This window comes from Pseudomonas sp. HPB0071 (genome assembly GCF_000478505.2).
GTDB lineage: Bacteria > Pseudomonadota > Gammaproteobacteria > Pseudomonadales > Pseudomonadaceae > Chryseomonas > Chryseomonas luteola.
Window position 1 is genome coordinate 111,339 of the sequence record NZ_KI517370.1, and the last position, 20,093, is coordinate 131,431.

Sequence of the window (20,093 nt, forward strand, 5' to 3'; positions counted from 1 at the left end):
ATTTACCCTTACCCAACCAGAAGCAGCATTCATACACACCCCTATTATTAGGTGCAACTAAGAGTTTTTGCTGCAAGCGTTTAGTTAAATAACAGCCATGTCAGAGGGCCACCGTGAACGGTGGCCCTTTCAGTTACTGCTTTTCAATACGGGTAATGGTTGAGTCCATTCCCGTGGAGGCAAACTCAAATTTTACCTTGTCGCCCTGCTTGAGACCTTGTAACTGGGTGGCCTCGGCTTTAAAGCCCATTGTCATGGATGGCCAGCCCAATGCTTCGACCGGCCCATGAGCAATCGTCACGGACCCCTTCTCAGTATCAACCTTTTTGACAACACCAGTAGCCTTGCCCGTCTTTGTGGTCGCCTTTTGATCCATCGGCATGTCCATGCCCTTATGATCCATCGGCATACCCTCCATGGACTGTTTTTCCGCAGCAAATAGCGCAGGTGAAACAAGCAATGAGGCGAAAACGATACTTGCGATTTTCATGAGTGTTCTCCAGGGGGGTTATCTGTTTTGAAGGAATCGCGAAACTGTCGACGGCGCATCAGAAGGTAGGCTGCTGGCAGGACGAACAAGGAAAGCAAGGGCGCACTGATCATACCGCCTACCATTGGTGCGGCGATGCGGCTCATGATCTCTCCTCCGGTACCGGTTCCCCAGAGAATGGGCAGAAGGCCGGCAATGATCACCGCAACGGTCATTGCTTTAGGACGTACACGCTGTACAGCACCCTCACGAATAGCCTCAACCAGCGCACGCTCATGGTTATGGCCTGCTTCTAACCGTTCATGCCATGCATTTCTCAGATAAAGCAGCATGATTACACCAAACTCCGCCGAAACTCCGGCCAGAGCAATAAAACCAATCCCTGTTGCAATTGAAAGGTGATAATCCAGTACATAAAGAAACCAGACACCTCCAGTAAGAGCAAAGGGAAGCGTGACCATGATAAGAAGTGCTTCATTAAAACGATTGAAGATAAAATATAGGAGAACAAAGATGATCAAAAGCGTGGCAGGCACCACAAGCTTGAGCCGTGCATTAGCCCTCTCCATGAACTCAAACTGTCCAGAATAGCTAACGCTCATCCCTGGGCTCAGCTTGACCTCAGCTTCGATCTTCTGACTCAAGTCAGCTACAACTGACGCCATATCGCGACCGCGAACATCTATATATACCCAACCAGTCAAACGAGCGTTTTCGCTTTTCAGCATGGGTGGCCCGTCGCTGACTTTGACCGATGCCACGGTCCCCAAAGTGATCTGGCTACCTTGAGGAGTGTAAATAGGCAACTGCTGCAGCGCTGTCAGAGAGTCTCGCCATTCACGCCCATAGCGTAGATTGATCGGATAGCGTGCCAGGCCCTCGACCGTCTCTCCAATGGTCTCACCGCCAATGGCACCGGCTACGATAGCTTGTACGTCAGCGATATTCAGACCATAGCGGGCGGCAGCGCTACGATCGATATCCACATCGATATAGCGTCCACCCGACAGGCGCTCAGCCAGCGCTGACGTAACGCCTGGTACTGTTTTGGCGATACGCTCAACTGATTGAGTCACCTTATCGATCTGCGCAATATCCGTTCCATAGACCTTTACGCCGATTGGACTCTTGATCCCAGTGGCCAGCATATCTATTCGGTTACGGATAGGTGGAATCCAGAGATTAGCTACCCCAGGCACCTGCACCGTATGGTCCAGCTCCTCGATAAGCTTCTCGGTGGTCATGCCTGCTCGCCATTCATTCCTGGGCTTGAATTGAATAGTTGTCTCAAACATCTCAAGTGGCGCTGAGTCTGTTGCCGTATCAGCACGTCCAGCCTTGCCAAATACATGTGCCACTTCCGGCACGGTTTTGATTAAGCGGTCGGTCTGCTGCAGGAGCTCGCTTGCCTTTTGCGCTGAAAGCCCTGGCAGCGCTGTGGGCATGTAGAGCAGATCGCCTTCATCCAACGGTGGCAGGAATTCTCCTCCCAAGCGGGTAGCAGGCCAAATGCCGGTAAGAAAAACCAGGAGTGCTACCAGAAGCGTTATTTTGGGCCAACGTAGCACGGTATCCAATACGGGCTGATAGAGGCGGATGAGTAACCTGTTGAGTGGGTTACGATGCTCTTCAGGTATCTTGCCGCGGATCCAGTAGCCCATCAGTACAGGAACCAGCGTAACCGAAAGGCCTGCCGCTGCCGCCATGGCATAGGTTTTAGTAAAGGCCAGCGGACCGAATAAACGGCCCTCCTGAGCTTCCAGGGTAAAAACCGGTATAAACGAAAGAGTAATGATCAGCAGACTGAAGAAAAGCGCTGGCCCTACCTCAATCGCGGCCTGAGTGATTACTTTCCAGTGCTCATTACCCTTAAGCGGCCTGTCAGGATAGTGTCTATGCCAGGCTTCGATGTGCTTGTGAGCATTTTCTATCATGACAATCGCGGCGTCGACCATTGCGCCAATCGCAATGGCAATTCCGCCAAGAGACATGATATTAGCGTTAACCCCCTGTCGCTGCATGATGATAAAGGCAATTAGCACCCCTACAGGCAGTGACACGATGGCTACAAATGAGGAACGCAAGTGCCAGAGAAACAAGGCGCAAATCAGCGCCACAACGACAAACTCTTCGATCAGTTTGAAGCTTAAGTTTTCTACAGCACGATCAATGAGCTTGCTGCGATCATACGTCGTAACGATATCAACGCCCTCCGGAAGGCTTTGCTTGAGGTTGTCCAGTTTTGCCTGGACGGCGGCAATCGTATCCCGAGCATTTTTGCCACTACGGAGAATCACCACGCCTCCCACTACTTCACCCTCGCCATCAAGTTCGGCAATACCACGCCGCATCTCCGGGCCTAGCTGAATATGGGCGACATCACCTAAGGTTACAGGAACACCACTGGTATCCAACCGCAAAGGAACAGCACGAAAGTCGTTTAGGGTCTGCAGGTAGCCCGGGGCTCGAACCATGAACTCGGTCTCAGCCAGCTCAAGCACACTTCCCCCCGTCTCCTGGTTGGCCTTGTTGATAGCTTCAGCGATCTGTTGCTGAGTCACGCCTCGATTAGCCATACGAATAGGGTCCAGCACAATCTGGTACTGCTTGACCATCCCACCAATCGGTGCGACTTCCGCCACATTGGGTAATGTCTTCAACTCATAGCGGAGAAACCAGTCCTGTAGTGATCGTAGCTGGGCCAGGTCATGTCCTCCGCTGCGGTCAACCAGGGCATACTGAAAAATCCAGCCTACGCCTGTAGCATCCGGCCCCAGCGCAGGCTTTGCCGCGGCGGGTAAACGCCCCTGCACCTGGCTGAGATACTCCAGAACTCGCGAGCGGGCCCAATAAAGATCGGTGCCGTCCTCAAACAGTATGTAGACGTAACTGTCGCCAAAGAAAGAGTAGCCCCGTACCGTCCTGGCTCCAGGAACCGACAGCATGGTAGTGGTCAGCGGATAGGTAACCTGATTTTCAACGATCTGGGGCGCCTGCCCGGGATAGGGCGTACGGATGATGACCTGTACGTCGGAAAGATCAGGCAGTGCATCAACGGCCGTGTTCTTCACTGACCAAATGCCCCATACCACCGCAAACAGTGTCGCCAGGAGGATCAGGAATCGATTGCCGACAGACCACTGGATGACTGTAGCAATCATGGCTGACCTCCCAGGCGCTCAATACGCTCGATCAGTAGGCCATCATCCGTCTGGCGTACTGCAAACCGGACCTGATCACCTGTCTTGAGGTTGGCGGCAAGGGATTTGTCTGCCAGTGGAAAGCCCATGGTCATTCCAGGCATGCCAAGTGTTATGAAAGGCCCATGAGAGAGGGTAATCATGTCGTCACCAAGCTCAATAATGGTGCCTTCAGCTTCATGCAGGGCGGGCTTGGAGGCGCTGGCTGACGGCTCAAGCGGCTGAGCGGTGAGTCCGCGTAAACTAGCTTCAGAATCCAGCAGAAACTGTCCCGAGGCAACAACCTGCTGGCCCTCTTCCAGACCTTGTAGGATCTCGACTTTGTCTGCTATTTCACGGCCTACCCTGACTTCTACGGGGCGGTACTGGCCAGCGTTCTCAGCAAGCATGACTATTGCTCGTTTGCCAGTACGGATCACCGCTTCGGCGGGTATGACCAAGGCATCGTACTGATCGCTGCTGAGGATGACTTCAGCCGTCATGCCGGGTCGTAGACGTTGTTGTGGGTTAGGCAACTCTACTCGAACCCGCACCGTTCGGCTTTCAGGGTTAGCTTGCGGCAGAATCGCCTTGATCGTGCCGTTAAGTACATCACTTGGATAGGCAGGTAAGTGTGCTTGAACGGGTTGTCCAGCAGACAGAGCAGAAATTTGCGCCTCAGGTACGGCTACTTCAAGCCAGATACTGCTGATACCATTGATCCGGGCAACGAGCGCACCGCCAGCAAGCGTCATTCCCTGACGTATATCTAGGGTTTCAAGTACCCCCTCAATTGGACTGGTAATCGTCCATACAGGACTGGCCTTGCCGCTACGCGTAACCTGTTCAATCAGTACTTGCGGCATACCGGCAAGACGCATCCGCTGGCGAGCCGCTGCCAACAATGCTGGCTCGTTCAATGCCCGAAGTGCAAGATACTCCTCCTGCACAGCAGCCCACTCCGGTACCAACAGGTCAGCTAACGGTGCGCCTTTCTTAATAATATCTTCAGGGGCAAGGTCATATACCCGCTCCACAAACCCGCCGCTGCGTGTCTGCAAAACTGCTACGTCCCGCTCATCATAGGTCAGCGCTCCCGACGCACTTAAGGTTTGAGCGAGAGACTCCCGAGTCACAGGAGAGACGCGCATTCCAAGGTTTTGCGTAATGCCTGGGTCTATTGTAACGGCAGCGCTATTTCCACTCTCATCGGCATAGCGCGGCTGGAGCTCCATATCCATGAATGGCGATTTACCAGGCTTATCAAACTTTTGCTGGGGGTACATAGGGTCGTACCAATACAGCACCTTTTTTTCAGATTGATCAGCGGTTACAGAGGAAGGCTGATTTTGATCCACAGGCAGATTGGGGGCAGGCGATGGCTTGCCTAGCCAATAGCCCAGAAGGCCGGCAAGCACAGCAATCATCAACACGAACAATGACCCTATAAGGATTCGTTTAGTCATTTGAATGTGCTCCGTACGCAAAATGCAGACGAGCACTGGTCAGCGCTTGCAGCTGGGTAATATCGATAAGCTTGAGACGAGCCTGAATCAGATCACGGCGCGCCTCGACCACGGCGGCCAAATCGCCTTTTCCGGCGCGATAGCTTGCCATGGCAAGATCCACCTTCTCCTTGGCTAGAGGAACAAAGGTTTTCTGGCTACGCTCAAGGGAATTATGGAGGCGCTCATATTCAGCCAGGTCGCTCTCCAACATCTGCGCATGCTCGCGCAATATGGCCTCGCGCTCGGCTTCAAGTTGAATGAGCTGCGACCGTTTGGCTGCAATCTTGGGATCCTGTCGGGAAGTAGTAAATAGCGGCAAGTCAAAACTGACCTGAAGGCTGACCATGTCACCGTACTCGCGACCGCGATGCTGATAATCTACCTGCCAGCCCCAGTCAGGCTTTTTTTCAGCAACAGCTTCCTGTATTTCAGCCTCTGCTACGCTGGCTCTGGGCCCGAAAACGGCTACATTAGGGTGCTGCCTGAGATTATGTTTGAAATGATGCGTATCAACAGGCCATAGGGGCAGATTTCCTGATAGCGGTTCGTCTGCGGCGGGTCCAACCCAGCGGCGCAGTGCAGCGCGTGCCTGCGTTAGAGCGCGATGTAGCTCATCCTCCTCTTCCGCTAGAGTGGCAGCTTCCTGTCTAGGGATGACGCTATCAGCCGCCATTCCTGCATTGCCTGCAATGGTAGCCTGCACCGCTTTGCCAAAGAGGCGGTTTTCATTGTAGAGACTCCCAAAGAGCGCCAGTTTCTGCTCGATCGCTCGGGCCTCTATCCAGGCCAGGGCGGTTTCTACCCTGACACTAAGCCGTTCTACCTGTTGCTCTGCCTCTGCCTGAAGTATTTCAGCCTGGGCGGCTTCGACGCGTGCGCGGCGCTTATCACTATTAGACACCTCTTGCATGATGCCAACCATTTGCATGGTCATGGAGTCTCGATTAAGACTGTACCGGTCCTGGCCCTCGACAGGTACGTTCTGCAGGCCGAGAGAAAGCCTGGGGTCCGGTAACTCACCAGCCGGGATGGCGGCGCTGCGAGCCGCTTCGATGTCCGCCCGCCTGGCTCTCATCGAAGGCGCCTCATGCTCAGCCAATAGTAAGGCTTCATCAAGGGTTAATGCCGGAGCCAACCTCGGCACAGCCATAAACGTCACAGCTAGAACGCCCCAAGACAGGCGCCCGTTATGATTACATTGAAAAATCATTGCACAATTCCGTCATGTTCTGGCACGCCATGCATGCGTGCATAGACATCCCTGCGACCATCGAGGCGCAAGATAAGCTTAGGACAAATCAGGAATTAGACGCGGGGAGGTCGCCAGACCGTATCAAGGCTAGGGTATGGAATAAACTCAGCAAGAGGCTGGTGAATAACCAGTGACTCTAGAGGAGGAAAGATTTTCAGAGAAGTGACTTGAATTGCACTATTGGCTTGGCACTGCTCACCTGTTTTGCAGATTTTGCTGCCGCTATGAAAACTTTTTTCTTTATCAAAGCAGCTATCTTCTATTATGCCTTTCGACATGTCCTTGTGCTGCAGCTGCATGGGGCAAGGTTCAGCTACAAATGCCGCGCCCGCCGTCCCGGCCATGGGAAGCGTTAGACTAAGCACCAAGAGTAGGCAAAACCTTATAAATACATTCACTCTCAGATGTTAGCCAAATCTCAGACAACCCACAATGCTTCCAAGACCAGACTTAATCGCTCTATGCGTTTTGCAAAATTATTGCGCCAAATGTGTCTTTGAGTATGTGCACTCTACAGCTTTTGGAAACTCGAAGAAAAACTGGGTCACTCCCCCTGCCGAGGTACATCCTGCACGTCCATGATGAGCCTCAATAATGGAACGGGTAATCGCGAGTCCTAGACCTGCATTATGTGGACTACCCTCTCGCCGTGCAGGGTCTGCCCGGTAGAACCGATCAAACAGCTTGTCGAGGTGTTCGGGGGCAATGGCTGGGCCCGGGTTTTTTACCGTCAGAACCACGTAGGCATTATCTTCCCTGACCTCTACCTTGATAGTTTCTCTCTCAGGGGTATAGCGCAGCGCGTTTGAGAGCAGGTTTGAGATAGCCCTATGGATCATCAGGATATCCCCTTTGATTGAACCATAGCCCTCAACGATCAACTTGATGTCCTTTTCATCGGCAAGCAGCTGATAGTACTCCGCAAGCTTTTCCGCCGTTTCGCGTAGATCTACGTTCTGCCGGGCAGGAATGATCAATCCATTATCCGCTTTGGCCAGGAACAGCATGTCATCAATCATGCGAGCCATGCGCTTGAGGTCATCAAGATTTGAGTAGAGATTTTCCTCATAGTCTTCGATATTCCGCTTGCGGGAAAGGATCACTTCGGTATGCGTTATTAGATTCGCTACAGGCGTACGTAGCTCGTGTGCGATATCAGCGGAGAAGTTGGACAGTCGAACAAATGAGTCATCCAATCTATCAAGCATGGCATTGAATGATGACACCAACTCCTGCAACTCATACGGAACAGGTGCCAAGGGGATGCGTGCCTTTAACGATTTGGCTGATACAGACGCTGCAACCCTGGCTACCTGTCCAATAGGTCGAAGTCCTTTGCGTACAACTACCCAGCCCAATGCTGCGCTAATCAATGCACTGCACACCAATCCGATCCAGAACCACTTTTGCAAGGACTCAAAAAAGGTCATGTGCATGGTCACATCAAGCGCAACCATAATGGTGAGGGGCGGCTCTTCTGGTAGGGTGACATGATCGGTAAGGCCACGAAACATATGCTCCTGATCATGCCATTCCCAGATTTGCCCTGCTTTTTCTGAGCTGAATTGTGCGGGAATAGTTCGCTGGCTTGAGCTTGCAAACAGCTCATTTCCAGCATGATCCTGGATAACGGCCACGAGTTCCTCATGAGCGCTTAAAAGGGCTTTTAGTTGAGGGTGTAAAAGCCCAATATCTGCCACGCTCGATAAGGTCTTAAGCGTATTTTCAGCGGCGTGCAGTTTCTCCTCCAGAGCCATCTGATCCATCATCTGGAAGTGCTTATGGCTGAGGTGGGTGAAAATGAGCCCAGCTGCAGTAAGGACTATTGCAACGACCAGCATAAACATCAAGCTGATGCGGGCTGTTAATGAGGGCTGCCTACCCATTGTCTTCTTCCGGTCCTTCAAGCATATAGCCCATACCTCGTGAAGTATGAATAAGCTTGACGTCAAAGCCGTCGTCAATCTTTGCCCGTAGACGCCGCACGGCTACCTCGATGACATTTGTATCGCTATCAAAATTCATGTCCCAGACCTGGGATGCAATCAGCGATTTAGGCAGGACCTCACCCCGTCTACGCAAGAGAAGCTCAAGCAGCGCAAATTCCTTGGACGTCAGATCGATGCGTTTTCCACCCCGAAATGCCCTGCGTTTCATAAGGTCGACCTCAAGGTCGGCAATGCTCATCAGGGTCTGGGTTGGTGCGCTAGTACTCCGACGTAACAGCGTTCTGACACGCGCAAGTAATTCGGAAAAGGCAAACGGTTTGATCAAATAGTCATCTGCGCCCAGTTCAAGTCCCTTGACTCGGTCTTCAACCTGATCCCGAGCCGTCAGGTAAAGCACTGGTACACTTTTGCCAGCCGCGCGCAGTACCTTGAGTACCTCCCAGCCATCAAGACCAGGCATCATGATGTCCAGAATCAATAGATCATAAGCCTCGCCCAGCGCCTGTTGGAGTGCCTCGGTACCAGAGGTCACGCGGTCAACGGTAAAGCCTGCCTCGCCTAGTCCTCGCTGTAAGTACATTCCTATCTTGGGTTCGTCCTCAGCAATAAGGATTTTCATACGACAGTACCCCAGGTAGAAAAGAGGATTGTGCCTCTAGCGTAGTGGAGCTGACGAGAACCTTACAGAAATGTAATGTGCCGCTAAGGTTGCAGTCAGGTTGCTCGTCTAGTGTCAATGTTTGTTACAGCAAGGTCTGCAGGCCGCTCAAAGCAATCCTATTGAGTTCTTGACAGGGACGCCCAGCGTTTTCCCACAGCTGACTAAACTGTAATTTTCACTTCATCCTGCCGACAGGCTTGAGTGATTAAGGTTATCCCGAGCTTAACGCTTTCCCTGCGATTACCTAGAGGCGAACAGGGAATACTTAATCACATGAAGGTACTGAAAATGAACGCTGTTAAATCATTCTTTATTGCTTCTGCACTAATGCTCTCCTCTTTGGCTATGGCCGAAAGCGGTGGTGATCGTGTCTTTGACCGTATGGCTCAGGCCCGTGAAGCATCGGTCGCTGCCATGCAAACTCAGGAGTCCAAAGCAGCCACCATAGTCGCGGAGGATAAGGAGACCAGGAAGCACTCGCACTGCTAAGCGCTTGAGCAGGCCAACCTTACAGAAATGTAATCATGCGGCTTACTCAAATATGGCATTTTCGTCGCGCTTGTAGGCTGGGAAGCGTTGACATAAGGGCTGGTGATGTCTGCCTTGCCCTGTACACCTTCCTTTCATAACGGCTCTGACTCAATGACTGATTGGACACACGGCATGCAATCCAAAACTTCAAGGCGAACGTTCGTAAAGGGTATGGCCGCCGGAGGCCTACTGGGTGGACTGGGCTTGTGGCGTAACCCAGTTTGGGCGATCACAAATCCTGGCGTGCCGAATGTATTGACCGGTACTGAGTTTGACCTCCTGATCGGAGAGACGCCAGTCATTATCGCCGGTAAATCGAAACCCGCCATGACCATCAATGGTGGGCTGCCAGGCCCTCTGCTGCGCTGGCGTGAGGGTGATACGGTGACGCTTCGAGTCCGAAATCGCTTGAAGGATACAACCTCCATCCACTGGCACGGCATTATCCTGCCGGCCAACATGGATGGCGTACCAGGGCTTAGTTTTCATGGCATCGAGCCCGATGGCATGTATGTCTACAGGTTCAAGGTCAAGCAGAACGGTACCTACTGGTATCACAGTCATTCCGGTTTCCAGGAGCAGTCAGGGGTATATGGGCCGTTGGTCATTGATGCCAAGGACCCTGAGCCTTTTACCTACGATCGTGACTATGTGGTGATGCTGACCGACTGGACCGACGAGGATCCTGTCCGCTTGATGAAAAAGCTCAAGAAGCAGGCGGACTACTACAACTTTAACAAGCGCACCGTAGGCGACTTCATCAACGACGTCAGTGAGAAAGGTTGGTCTGCAACCATGGCTGATCGCAAGATGTGGGCCGAGATGAAGATGAACCCCACGGATCTGGCCGACGTCAGTGGTTATACCTACACCTACTTGCTAAACGGCAAAGCGCCGGATGATAACTGGACAGGTGTCTTCCGACCGGGTGAGCGTTTACGACTACGGTTCATAAATGGCTCGTCCATGACGTACTTTGATCTTCGGATTCCGGGCCTAAAGATGACGGTTGTGGCTGCTGATGGGCTTTATGTGAATCCGGTTTCCGTTGATGAGCTAAGAATTGCTGTCGCCGAGACCTACGACGTGATTGTTGAGCCTACCCAGGAGGCCTATACCCTTTTTGCTCAGTCCATGGACCGCACTGGTTTTGCCCGAGGCACCCTGGCGGTTAGTGAGGGTTTATCAGCGCCCGTCCCCCCTCTTGATCTTCGCCCTCTTGTCACCATGGATGATATGGGGATGGGTGGGATGGACCATGGAAGTATGGGGGGAATGGATCATAGCCAAATGCAGGGCATGACTCAGGATTCAATGCAGGGCATGTCTACCATGAGTGGCAGCCAGTCCATGCAGGGTATGGATCATAGTCAGATGCAGGGTATGAACCATGACTCCATGCAGGGCATGACCGGTATGGACGGTGGGCAGATGCAGGCAATGGATCACAGCCAAATGCAAGGCATGGACCATAGCCAAATGCAGGGCATGTCCTCAATGGGCGGTATGGCTGGAATGGGAGCTATGCAGTCCCATCCCGCTTCCGAGCAAAACAATCCCCTCGTGGACATGCAGGCAATGAGCACCAGCCCAAAACTCGACGACCCAGGTCTGGGACTTCGAAACAATGGCCGTCGTGTTCTGACCTATGCCGATCTCAGAAGCACCTTTCCGGATCCAGATGGCCGTGATCCCAGCCGGACAATCGAACTGCATCTTACCGGACACATGGAAAAATTTGCCTGGTCCTTTAACGGTGTGAAGTTCTCGGACGCAGAGCCTGTTCGCCTCAAATATGGTGAGCGTGTAAGGATCGTATTGGTGAACGACACCATGATGACGCATCCCATCCACCTTCATGGAATGTGGAGCGACTTGGAAGATGAGAGCGGTAACTTCATGGTGCGTAAACACACCATCGATATGCCTCCTGGATCAAGGCGCAGCTATCGTGTGACAGCAGATGCCCTCGGGCGATGGGCCTATCACTGCCACCTCCTGTACCACATGGAAATGGGCATGTTCCGTGAAGTCCGTGTGGAAGAATGAGGATATCGATATGTCGCACCTGATTGGATCAAAGAACACGCTGGCCGGCGCCCTCTCTGTAATGCTGGGCGCTGCGCAGATACCTGTAGCCTTGGCGGCAGAAGCTCAGATGCAGGGCATGGATCACAGCCAAATGCAGGGTATGGACCATAGCCAGATGGAAGGTATGGACCATAGCCAGATGCAGGGTATGGACCATAGCCAGATGCAAGGTATGGACCATAGCCAGATGCAGGGTATGGATCATAGCCAGATGCAGGGTATGGATCATAGCCAGATGCAAGGTATGGATCATAGTCAGATGCAGACTATGGGACAGGAGAAAGTGACTCAGAGCCGCACGCCTATTCCTGAGTTAACAGACGCTGATCGCGCAGCAGTCTTCATCGACTCTGATGGCCACGCTGTACACGATAAGGCTCTTAATACCTTTTTGCTGCTCGATCAGCTTGAGTGGCAGGATGCTGATGAAGGCAACGCCCTAAGCTGGGATGCTCAAGGCTGGATAGGCGGTGATATTGATCGCTTATGGATTCGCTCTGAAGGTGAGCGAACCAATGGCAAAACGGAAGAAGCAGAAGTACAGGCCTTATGGGGCCATGCTATTGGTCCCTGGTGGGATGTAGTAGGTGGTATCCGGCAGGATTTCAAACCTGGCTCTCCACAGACGTGGGCTGCTTTTGGCATACAGGGAATGGCTCTCTATAACTTTGAAGCAGAGGCCACGGCTTTCATTGGTGAAAATGGACAGACCGCCGCCCGCCTCGAAGGCGATTACGACATATTGCTGACCAACCGCCTGATACTTCAACCAACTGCCGAAGCCAATTTCTACGGAAAAAACGATCCTGCCCGCGGTATCGGCTCAGGTCTCTCTGATACTGAGATCGGAATCAGGCTTCGTTATGAAATCCGCCGGGAGTTTGCGCCCTACATTGGCGTGACGTGGAACCGTACCTATGGAAACACGGCCGACTATGCCCGAGAGGAAGGCGAGGACAGGAGCGAAGCTCGCTTTGTCGCAGGTGTCCGTATGTGGTTCTAGCGGTTCGGTATCGCCTGTTTAGCGATTGAGCGATCACTTAAGTTGTTCCAGAAAACAGTGTCTTTAACTCACTATACAGTCCTATCTGTAAGGAGCCTTGCATGTCTGTACGTACCCTTTTTGGCAGTGTAGCGATGACGTCTGGCTTGCTGCTGAGCAGCCTGGCCCAGGCTCACCCTGAGCTTGTTGCATCAACCCCGGCAGCCAATGCCGAGGTGTCCTCCCCTGCGAACATAGAGCTCAAATTTTCGGAAAAGCTTTCTACCCAGTTTTCAGGTGCAAAACTCACCATGACTGAAATGCCAGGCATGAAGCATCCGCCCATGAATATAGAGGCCAAAGTCTCTGGCAGTAATGATCCCCAGGTTATGGTTATTACCCCGGCAAAGCCTTTGGTGGCAGGCACCTACAAGGTTGACTGGCGCGCAGTGTCTTCTGACACCCATCCCATCACGGGTAGTGTTGTTTTCAAAGTGAAGTGATGCCATGGGCGACTGGATCAATATTGCTGTTCGGTTTGCGCTCTACGCTGACCTCATGCTGCTGTTTGGCTTACCCCTTTTTAGTCTTTATGCCTTGCGTGGAGGGGAGCGCCTAGCTGGTACAGCGTTACGGTTCGGGTCGCTCATTACAGGGACAGCAGTACTTGGAATCATGCTGTCCTTGCTTGCCATGCTGGTCCTGGCGAAGTCCATGAGCGGCGTCTCGCAGTTCATGGAGCTGGAGCGGCATGTATTTGAAATGATCATCACAGGTACTGATGTCGGTTTTACCTGGATTATCAGAATCGCCGCGCTGGTCCTAGCCTTGCTGGCAGCCCTACTACTTAGGCGCTGGCCGTTGGCGTGCCTTGGGCTTGTTAGCCTGTTTGGGGCAGTAGCCCTGGCTACACTTGCCTGGGCGGGACATGGCGCAATGGATGAAGGCACCCGTCGCTATGTTCACTTTACGAGCGACATCTTCCATCTTGTTGGAGCAGGTGCCTGGCTAGGAGCATTGGCGGCCTTTGGCCTGCTACTACGCCCAGGAAGCCTTGTAGCGTCTGAGCATATGCATCTGCTTAGTCGCGTGTTGAACGGCTTTGCTACCACCGGAACCGTTATTGTCGTAACGCTCTCGATAACGGGGGTAATCAACTATGGACTCATCGTTGGCCCTACGCTTGATGGCCTGTTATCCAGCCTCTATGGACAACTTCTTCTTGCAAAGCTGGCCTTGTTCGCCTTGATGCTGGTACTTGCAGCTGCCAATCGCTTTCGCCTGAGCCCTTTGCTTGAGCGTTCCATTCAGCATTATCAGCATCAACAGGCTGTAACAGCCCTGCGTCGTAGTCTTTTTATGGAAATAGGCGCTGCCATTTTGATCCTTGGACTGGTTGCCTGGTTGGGTACCTTGAGTCCTGAGATAGAAATGGCCATGGAGTAGCTTCTCGCTATGGGCTCATGAAAATCAACCGGAGCAGTATCATGAAAAACACACGTGTCCGTTTAGCGAACCTGATGTTGGTCGCTAGCATCGCGCTTCCTTTATTTCAGTCCTTTAGCCATGCAGAAGAACAGCTAAGTATTGATGTTTATCGCGATGCTAACTGTGGCTGTTGCAAAAACTGGGTCAAGCACATGCAAGCCAATGGCTTTGAGGTGCATGACCATGTCGAAACCAATATGAGTGCGGTTAAGGAGCGTTTAGGCGTAACGCCGCACCTGGCGTCCTGCCATACAGCTGTCGTGAATGGAAAGTTTGCTGAAGGTCATGTGCCGGCAGAGCAGGTAAAAGAACTGGCTAAACGTAGTGATCTGGCTGGAATGGCGGTTCCGGGCATGGTAGTCGGTTCGCCTGGTATGGAGTACGGGGATCAGCAACAGCCGTATCAAGTGCTTGGTCTGACCAAGCAAGGCGCTGAGCAGATTGTCGCGCAGTACCCACAGAAATAAGGTTTTACCCCCAGCCCTTCTTAACCGCTCCTTGCCTTTTCAACAGGCATTGTCTGATTGCCTACCTGCAGGATGTAACACTACTGCTGTTGGAAAGAGATATTATCCTCCGTCTCTATCCAATAGACTCCAAGAGTGTTACCTCCGGTTTGTCCTCTGCTCACAAGGACGTAACACTTTTTTCCCTTGACCTAGATTAGGTTAGCCGTGATGAGAGCCAGGCTAGAGCCCGGAATATGTCTCTGAGAGGCGAGAGTGCCTCAAAGCCCGTCAATCTTGATGAGGACAAGGGCGGCGATAGGTGGGTTCTAAGCCCAATAGCAGACTTTACTACCCTGGATGTATTTGAATTTCTAGGTAACGTAACATCCAATCGCATTAAGACCTTCTCTGACTTCCAGGCCTTAACTGAGGTATATCGTGACTCAGCCGCTGGCGAATGCATGGTCAACATATACTTTTCAGGCCGCGCTGAAAGCAAAACGAGCTGTGGCGCCAGACATGGCTGCTGGACATGCACACGTGTAAGCACTGATCGCAGCATGGAAAATATGTTGCAGGAAGAGTCAGGCAAATATCTTTGGATGAAGCCTCTTAATGCCTTTAGAAACTACCTGAAGGCTCGCCACTATGATCCCAAGGCCCGTAACTGGCTGGCGCGTACAGTGAATCCACAAACAGGCATGATCAAGGTTTCTCCGAATGCCTATTCACCAGACTTCACTCTTGAGTTGCTTCGTTATGCACTTTCGATTGATGCCGAAGAGGCCGTTTGGGCTCAGGCTAATAGGAAAGCCCCGCGCTTCCAGTTACTGGGCCTTAAAGAAGTCATGGCCATTTCACTGCTCTGGGGCCGCTACGCTTATCAGGAGCCATTCACAGCTCTGCGTGAATACAAGGAGATCTTTGAGCAAGGCAAACGCTATCCAATTCCTGACGACTATGAGATTTATGAGCGGAAGGACCTAGATGTTTCCTTATCTATGGAGGTCCCTTTCGTTGATCGCCATTTCAATGACTTTGTTGAAGGTCTACGGGATAGCTCGGCAGCAGTTGGTGATAGTGAGCGTCTTGTTGAGAAGAATGGAATCTATTACACCGATGCCAATACCGCAGACGAATTCAGTCTTGATGACGAAGGCGTCGAACTCTTCTTCGATTTCGAACTTGACCGTGCGCTTGAATATTATGGACCTCACACGGATACGGCTCCTTCTGAAGTTGTTCATTACCTGATTCGTTATGGCGCCGCGCAAATCAATAAAGGTGGCCATTCAGAATGGGATCGCATTTTACGGGTAGGTAACCAAATTCACCGGCATGGTCTAAAACCATACCTGCACGATGCCAAGGCGCTTGTCGAGCGTCTTACAGAGATCTTTAATCTTCACCGACTCGAGCATCTGTACGTTATCGAGGCGCCACCGATGCCAAGATCTATGCTTCAACTAAAAGCGGCAGCTTAAGCGTTCCCACTTGCCAGGGCTGGCGCTGAAATAAGGGCCAGCCTTCATTCATTCAGCGGAATACGAGTAAAAGTAATGACTCCAAAGCAGGCTCTAGTTCATACCTTGGCGTGGATCGATAAGGTCCCTTCAGATGCCTCCCTTCCTGCGATGCCAGGATTTGATCGCGATTGGATTGATTCCCTTATCGAGGATGACCTTGGAGATTACCCAGAACTCACTTATGAAGAAGCCCTCTCTATGGCTTTAGAGTGGGTTGATGCAATCCCTTCAGAGGTTTTGATGACCCTAACTCCATTTGTTAGGCCCACAATCGATACAGGCATTCAGGGTAAGTACATCGTGTTGGCTGGAAACAGTAAAGGCGGTGTGGAAAATTGTCGCTACAGAGAAGCCTTTTTATCACTAGAAGAAGCGCTGACTGCTAGGGAGCTGGTCTCTGATCATCCATGGAATCGCATCGTGATCCAGGAAGGGGAATTTGAATATGAGATAGACCCAAGACGGATCAAGAGGCTTGTTAAGGGTGTGTACCAACCATGCTCGCCCCGTGGACAAGTCCTAACCCCTGAATAATTCAAGTCGTTAGACATGGATGCCTAGGCGCCTAGTGACCCCCCCAGAAAGTCAGCTCTGACCGCTGGCCAATCAACTAAGCAGTTAAAGGTTGAAAATAGATGCTCATGAATAGATCGATGCTTGCCCTTGCCCTCTTCTCCCTAAGCTCCTATGGGGCGGCGGATAACAATGTGTCAACAGCCGCTGTTGATGCGTTGCCGCAGGGCTCAAATGCGAGTTCACAATTGGCGTATGCAGTTAACCAGGGCGGCCAAGCTGTAAGCGCATGGTCAGTAAAGGTCTCTATGAAATATTTAACTGCTTCGGGCTATCTGAAAGTTGATCAGCCAGTTTTGAGCGTTGAAGTTCAAGAAGGTGGGTGTGGAATGGGTAAGTCCAAGTTAGTCCCAATGCAGGGCCAAGAGGTCAAGGTAACTCAGAAAATCTGTATCGGGATGATAGGACATCAAATGAAAATCGTTGGTTGGGTTTTCACTGACACCCCTAGCGACATCCTCAATCCCAGTGATGACACAAGCGAATATGAGCGTGGACGCGCAGTAGATCTTCTCACTGATGGACGGTACGTATCGTTCGATACGGGTGCTTACACAATTACAGTAAATCCGTTGAGCCAATCTGTTACGCATGAAGGCTAAATTTACTGATAGTAAGTATCCATTTTTGCCTTAGGCGACGCTAATCGGTTCTGTGGAAGCCATGAAGGGAGGCTGCCGTGTAGCTACCTTATATGAGGAGCTTCGATGGGATAATCATTCTGATATCTCCATTCCTAATGCAAGCACGGCTGTGCTAGGCGAAACGGTCTTGGTTCTAATGCATCACAGGGGGAAATAGTGAAGATATTGGTCAAAACACAAGATCCTAACGAGCGCCTCAAACTAGCTGCTCAGGCCGCAGGGATTATGATCAAGTGGGATCTCAGACTTGGGGGCTACGTAGAATCCGGCGCTTCTATGGTTTGGAACCCGCGTGAAAATCTGGATCAGGCATTGAGATTGGCTAGCCTCTTAGGTATTGAACTTGAGCTTCATGACAACGATGAAGTGCCTGAAGATGGACTCTGTATAGCGGTCATGCCGAACAAGCCCAAGGGATTATCTGGACTTACGCCCCTAGGCCCTATGCAGTACTACCAGGATGATCCAGAAGGTGCCCAGTGCCGAGCCATCATGCATGCAGCTGTCCTCGAAGCAGAGAAACGGCTAGGAATCTAGTAAGCGAAATGATTGATGATCCCGAATTGCAGTGGGACCCGAGTTGGTAGCTTGTATTGCTCTCTCATTAAAAAGAGTGCTCTGAGCATTATGGCTGTAGTGATATCCAGTACGGTTGTTGCTTCATGACGACTCTTGGTCTAGCGGTGCGCCTATAACGTGCAAATGATTTTGTCCTGGTGTGTTTTGTAAGAGAAGAAGTTGCCATGAAATTCACCCCTGAAGATCGCATCTCTATCAACCATGACCTGCTCTACAGCTTGATGACTTATGGAGATGATGCTGAATCACTGGGCAAGCATGCGCCATACAGAATTGGTAACTGGAATTCCTGGGGACTGGCGCCAAGAGGCATTTTGACTTGGTTAGTGTCACAGGCACTGAATGTTCATCGCCTTCCCTGGCACCCTGACGTTTGCCAGGCGACTAGACCATACGGAGCCGAAGAGGAAGAAACGTTCCGTCTTTTCAGTGAGCAGTTTGATAGCCATGAAAAAGTGCAGGCTGCCGTTGCTGAAATTCGACGAATCTACGATTTCACACAGGACGTTTTTAGACGCCAAGGCAGGTCAACGATAACGCTGAAGCGGAGCTTAGCGGATGGTGCTCAAGGCTCAGATACTGAGGGATATGCAAGTCGTATTGCAGGTTGCGCTAAGGCCGCCAAGTTTCTTGGTAGGCGTTCATTTGACATGCCGTCTAATATATTAACGTCATGGTCAGGGGGTGGTTACTATGGTGGCTATCCCGTCACAATAACTATCGAACATCCGGTTGAAAACATCGTTTGGTGTAGCGGCGTCATTGCCAGTAGAAGTAATAATCCTCGTGGCGCAGCTGTTGAGGATGGCGAATGGGTTATCGTAGATCGCTCGTTGACAGGCCTGATCTCTATACCCGTTGATGCGGTGTCTATAACAGCTGGCGCTGAAAACCGATTGGAATCGATATACCTTGCCAAAGAGCGCACATGGTATGCCACAGATGAAAGCGAGCAGCAGCGAGCGGAACGCTATCTAAAATCGCAATACGAGCGGCTCGAGCCGCTTAATGGCTATACCCTACCCCATCACCACCCGGCCAAACTGAATCTATCATGGCGCCAGCGTATAGGGCTCGCCTGGCAGGTATATCAGCGGCTGTCTGGTAAGTAGCACTTGCTCAAAAGTTCGGGTCGCAATATCAAACGCAAGCCTTAATAGAACTGGGTGTAATCCGCTTCCATTTCGGCCATTCGCGCTAATGTATCCAGCACTGCTTTGCTGGCGCTCAGTAGTTTTGCAGTTCGTTCAGGATCGTCCCAGCCAGAATTCCCATGCTTGCCTCCATGGAAGAGATTGTTGCGTACGGTTTTAATCAGTCGCACTACTTTATCAAGGTCTGAGTGACATCCTTCGATGTGAGACAGGTTTCCATGCTAGACCTTCCCTAGTAACAATCTGAATTTCAGGAGGACTTGCTAGCAGCGATTCTGCCTCGGGTGTTATGACGTAACTCTCTTGCCAGTCTTGAATGAATCCATTCCAATCAGGCTCAGCTCGGCGCCCATCTGCTTTGCCTTTGAGATAGCTATTTTCCTTAAGAGCAAACTCAAAGCGTGAGAACCAGTAGAAAAACTCGAAGGCCTGCCTTGATAGCTCATTTGTTGCCTCTGTTAGACGCATGTTTTCTCCCTCTTACCTGCCATAAGCTATTAGCCTCGGATAATCCACACATCATGGTTTGGGGCTAACTGCCCACGTTCAGCGTATGTCGAAAAGACAGCAAACCGGTGATGGCCTTCAAGAAGATGAAACGGTCTTTCAAGCGCCATGTAGTTCGGCAGGGTTAACTTACCGCTCAGGTTTTCTAAGATAATCGGGGCTTTCGGCCAGGTTCTATTTAGCTCAAAAAAAGTGGCGATCCGTCTGAGCCGAGGTGAGTAACATCCATTGGCGTAGAAGTCTTTGTACTGCTGGATAACTGGGTGATCCTGAAGACCTGATTCCAGAATCTCTGTTAGCGTCCATGTTTCCCGAGTTGAATAGATTTGTTTGAAATTGAGCCATCTGAATTGTTCATGCTGTTGCCAGTGTTCGTAAAGCCACTGATCAACTACGTCGCAGTCTAGTCCAGGGATTAGATGTTGGATTCGTTTAAAATAGGACTCAGGTGACTCTAAGTATTGATCATAGCGATCAAGGCGCGGTTGAAGCTCATCAACGTTTGGTTCATTGCTGGCCATGTGTTGTCG

At 51.4% G+C, this 20,093-nt stretch carries 19 protein-coding genes; 11 read left to right on the forward strand and 8 right to left on the reverse strand.

Annotated elements, in window-relative coordinates; all coding sequences use genetic code 11:
• Nucleotides 1–133: 133 nt before the first annotated feature.
• From HMPREF1487_RS24925 to HMPREF1487_RS24955, 6 genes are all read right to left on the reverse strand, one after another.
• Complete coding sequence (locus HMPREF1487_RS24925) at nt 134–490, reverse strand: copper-binding protein (protein WP_010799567.1); 357 nt, start codon at nt 488–490, stop codon at nt 134–136.
• Nucleotides 487–3,651, reverse strand: a complete 3,165-nt coding sequence (locus HMPREF1487_RS24930; protein WP_010799568.1) for an efflux RND transporter permease subunit — start codon at nt 3,649–3,651, stop codon at nt 487–489. The genes HMPREF1487_RS24925 and HMPREF1487_RS24930 overlap by 4 nt, the downstream gene beginning before the upstream one ends.
• Nucleotides 3,648–5,135, reverse strand: coding sequence for an efflux RND transporter periplasmic adaptor subunit (locus HMPREF1487_RS24935; RefSeq protein ID WP_010799569.1), 1,488 nt, complete (start codon nt 5,133–5,135; stop codon nt 3,648–3,650). The genes HMPREF1487_RS24930 and HMPREF1487_RS24935 overlap by 4 nt, the downstream gene beginning before the upstream one ends.
• On the reverse strand, nt 5,128–6,387 hold the full coding sequence (locus HMPREF1487_RS24940) for a TolC family protein (protein WP_010799570.1): 1,260 nt from the start codon (nt 6,385–6,387) through the stop codon (nt 5,128–5,130). The genes HMPREF1487_RS24935 and HMPREF1487_RS24940 overlap by 8 nt, the downstream gene beginning before the upstream one ends.
• A gap of 518 nt (nt 6,388–6,905) precedes the next feature.
• A complete protein-coding gene (locus tag HMPREF1487_RS24950; protein WP_010799571.1) occupies nt 6,906–8,315 on the reverse strand; it encodes a heavy metal sensor histidine kinase in 1,410 nt (469 codons plus the stop codon).
• On the reverse strand, nt 8,308–8,997 hold the full coding sequence (locus tag HMPREF1487_RS24955) for a heavy metal response regulator transcription factor (protein ID WP_010799572.1): 690 nt from the start codon (nt 8,995–8,997) through the stop codon (nt 8,308–8,310). The genes HMPREF1487_RS24950 and HMPREF1487_RS24955 overlap by 8 nt, the downstream gene beginning before the upstream one ends.
• Before the next feature lie 315 nt (nt 8,998–9,312).
• Between HMPREF1487_RS24955 and HMPREF1487_RS24960 the strand changes: the two genes are divergently transcribed.
• From HMPREF1487_RS24960 to HMPREF1487_RS25010, 11 genes are all read left to right on the forward strand, one after another.
• Complete coding sequence (locus tag HMPREF1487_RS24960) at nt 9,313–9,528, forward strand: co-regulatory protein PtrA N-terminal domain-containing protein (RefSeq protein WP_019365346.1); 216 nt, start codon at nt 9,313–9,315, stop codon at nt 9,526–9,528.
• Between the two features lie 174 nt (nt 9,529–9,702).
• Complete coding sequence (locus HMPREF1487_RS24965; RefSeq protein ID WP_010799574.1) at nt 9,703–11,619, forward strand: copper resistance system multicopper oxidase; 1,917 nt, start codon at nt 9,703–9,705, stop codon at nt 11,617–11,619.
• Nucleotides 11,620–11,629: 10 nt separating this feature from the next.
• Nucleotides 11,630–12,664 carry a copper resistance protein B gene (locus tag HMPREF1487_RS24970; protein WP_010799575.1) on the forward strand — a complete coding sequence of 345 codons (1,035 nt, stop codon included), beginning with the start codon at nt 11,630–11,632 and terminating at the stop codon, nt 12,662–12,664.
• A gap of 101 nt (nt 12,665–12,765) precedes the next feature.
• Nucleotides 12,766–13,146 carry a copper homeostasis periplasmic binding protein CopC gene (gene copC / locus HMPREF1487_RS24975; protein WP_010799576.1) on the forward strand — a complete coding sequence of 127 codons (381 nt, stop codon included), beginning with the start codon at nt 12,766–12,768 and terminating at the stop codon, nt 13,144–13,146.
• Nucleotides 13,147–13,150: 4 nt separating this feature from the next.
• Nucleotides 13,151–14,089: a copper homeostasis membrane protein CopD gene (copD, locus tag HMPREF1487_RS24980; RefSeq protein WP_010799577.1), complete on the forward strand. Its 939-nt coding sequence runs from the start codon at nt 13,151–13,153 to the stop codon at nt 14,087–14,089.
• 17 nt (nt 14,090–14,106) lie between these two features.
• On the forward strand, nt 14,107–14,598 hold the full coding sequence (locus tag HMPREF1487_RS24985; protein ID WP_083397974.1) for a DUF411 domain-containing protein: 492 nt from the start codon (nt 14,107–14,109) through the stop codon (nt 14,596–14,598).
• A 542-nt stretch (nt 14,599–15,140) separates the two neighbouring features.
• Nucleotides 15,141–16,064, forward strand: a complete 924-nt coding sequence (locus HMPREF1487_RS24990) for a hypothetical protein (RefSeq protein WP_154982429.1) — start codon at nt 15,141–15,143, stop codon at nt 16,062–16,064.
• 75 nt (nt 16,065–16,139) lie between these two features.
• Nucleotides 16,140–16,640 carry a hypothetical protein gene (locus HMPREF1487_RS24995; protein ID WP_010799580.1) on the forward strand — a complete coding sequence of 167 codons (501 nt, stop codon included), beginning with the start codon at nt 16,140–16,142 and terminating at the stop codon, nt 16,638–16,640.
• 119 nt (nt 16,641–16,759) lie between these two features.
• Nucleotides 16,760–17,281 (forward strand): hypothetical protein, encoded by a 522-nt coding sequence (locus HMPREF1487_RS25000; RefSeq protein WP_037031341.1) that lies wholly within the window; start codon nt 16,760–16,762, stop codon nt 17,279–17,281.
• A gap of 318 nt (nt 17,282–17,599) precedes the next feature.
• Nucleotides 17,600–17,860, forward strand: coding sequence for a hypothetical protein (locus HMPREF1487_RS25005; protein WP_154982430.1), 261 nt, complete (start codon nt 17,600–17,602; stop codon nt 17,858–17,860).
• Nucleotides 17,861–18,066: 206 nt separating this feature from the next.
• A complete protein-coding gene (locus tag HMPREF1487_RS25010; protein WP_010799583.1) occupies nt 18,067–19,014 on the forward strand; it encodes a hypothetical protein in 948 nt (315 codons plus the stop codon).
• 41 nt (nt 19,015–19,055) lie between these two features.
• Here the strand turns inward: HMPREF1487_RS25010 and HMPREF1487_RS28175 are convergent, their stop codons facing one another.
• Nucleotides 19,056–19,226 carry a hypothetical protein gene (locus HMPREF1487_RS28175; RefSeq protein ID WP_256205794.1) on the reverse strand — a complete coding sequence of 57 codons (171 nt, stop codon included), beginning with the start codon at nt 19,224–19,226 and terminating at the stop codon, nt 19,056–19,058.
• Nucleotides 19,227–19,553: 327 nt separating this feature from the next.
• Nucleotides 19,554–20,084, reverse strand: a complete 531-nt coding sequence (locus HMPREF1487_RS26510) for a hypothetical protein (protein WP_010799585.1) — start codon at nt 20,082–20,084, stop codon at nt 19,554–19,556.
• Nucleotides 20,085–20,093 lie beyond the last annotated feature (9 nt).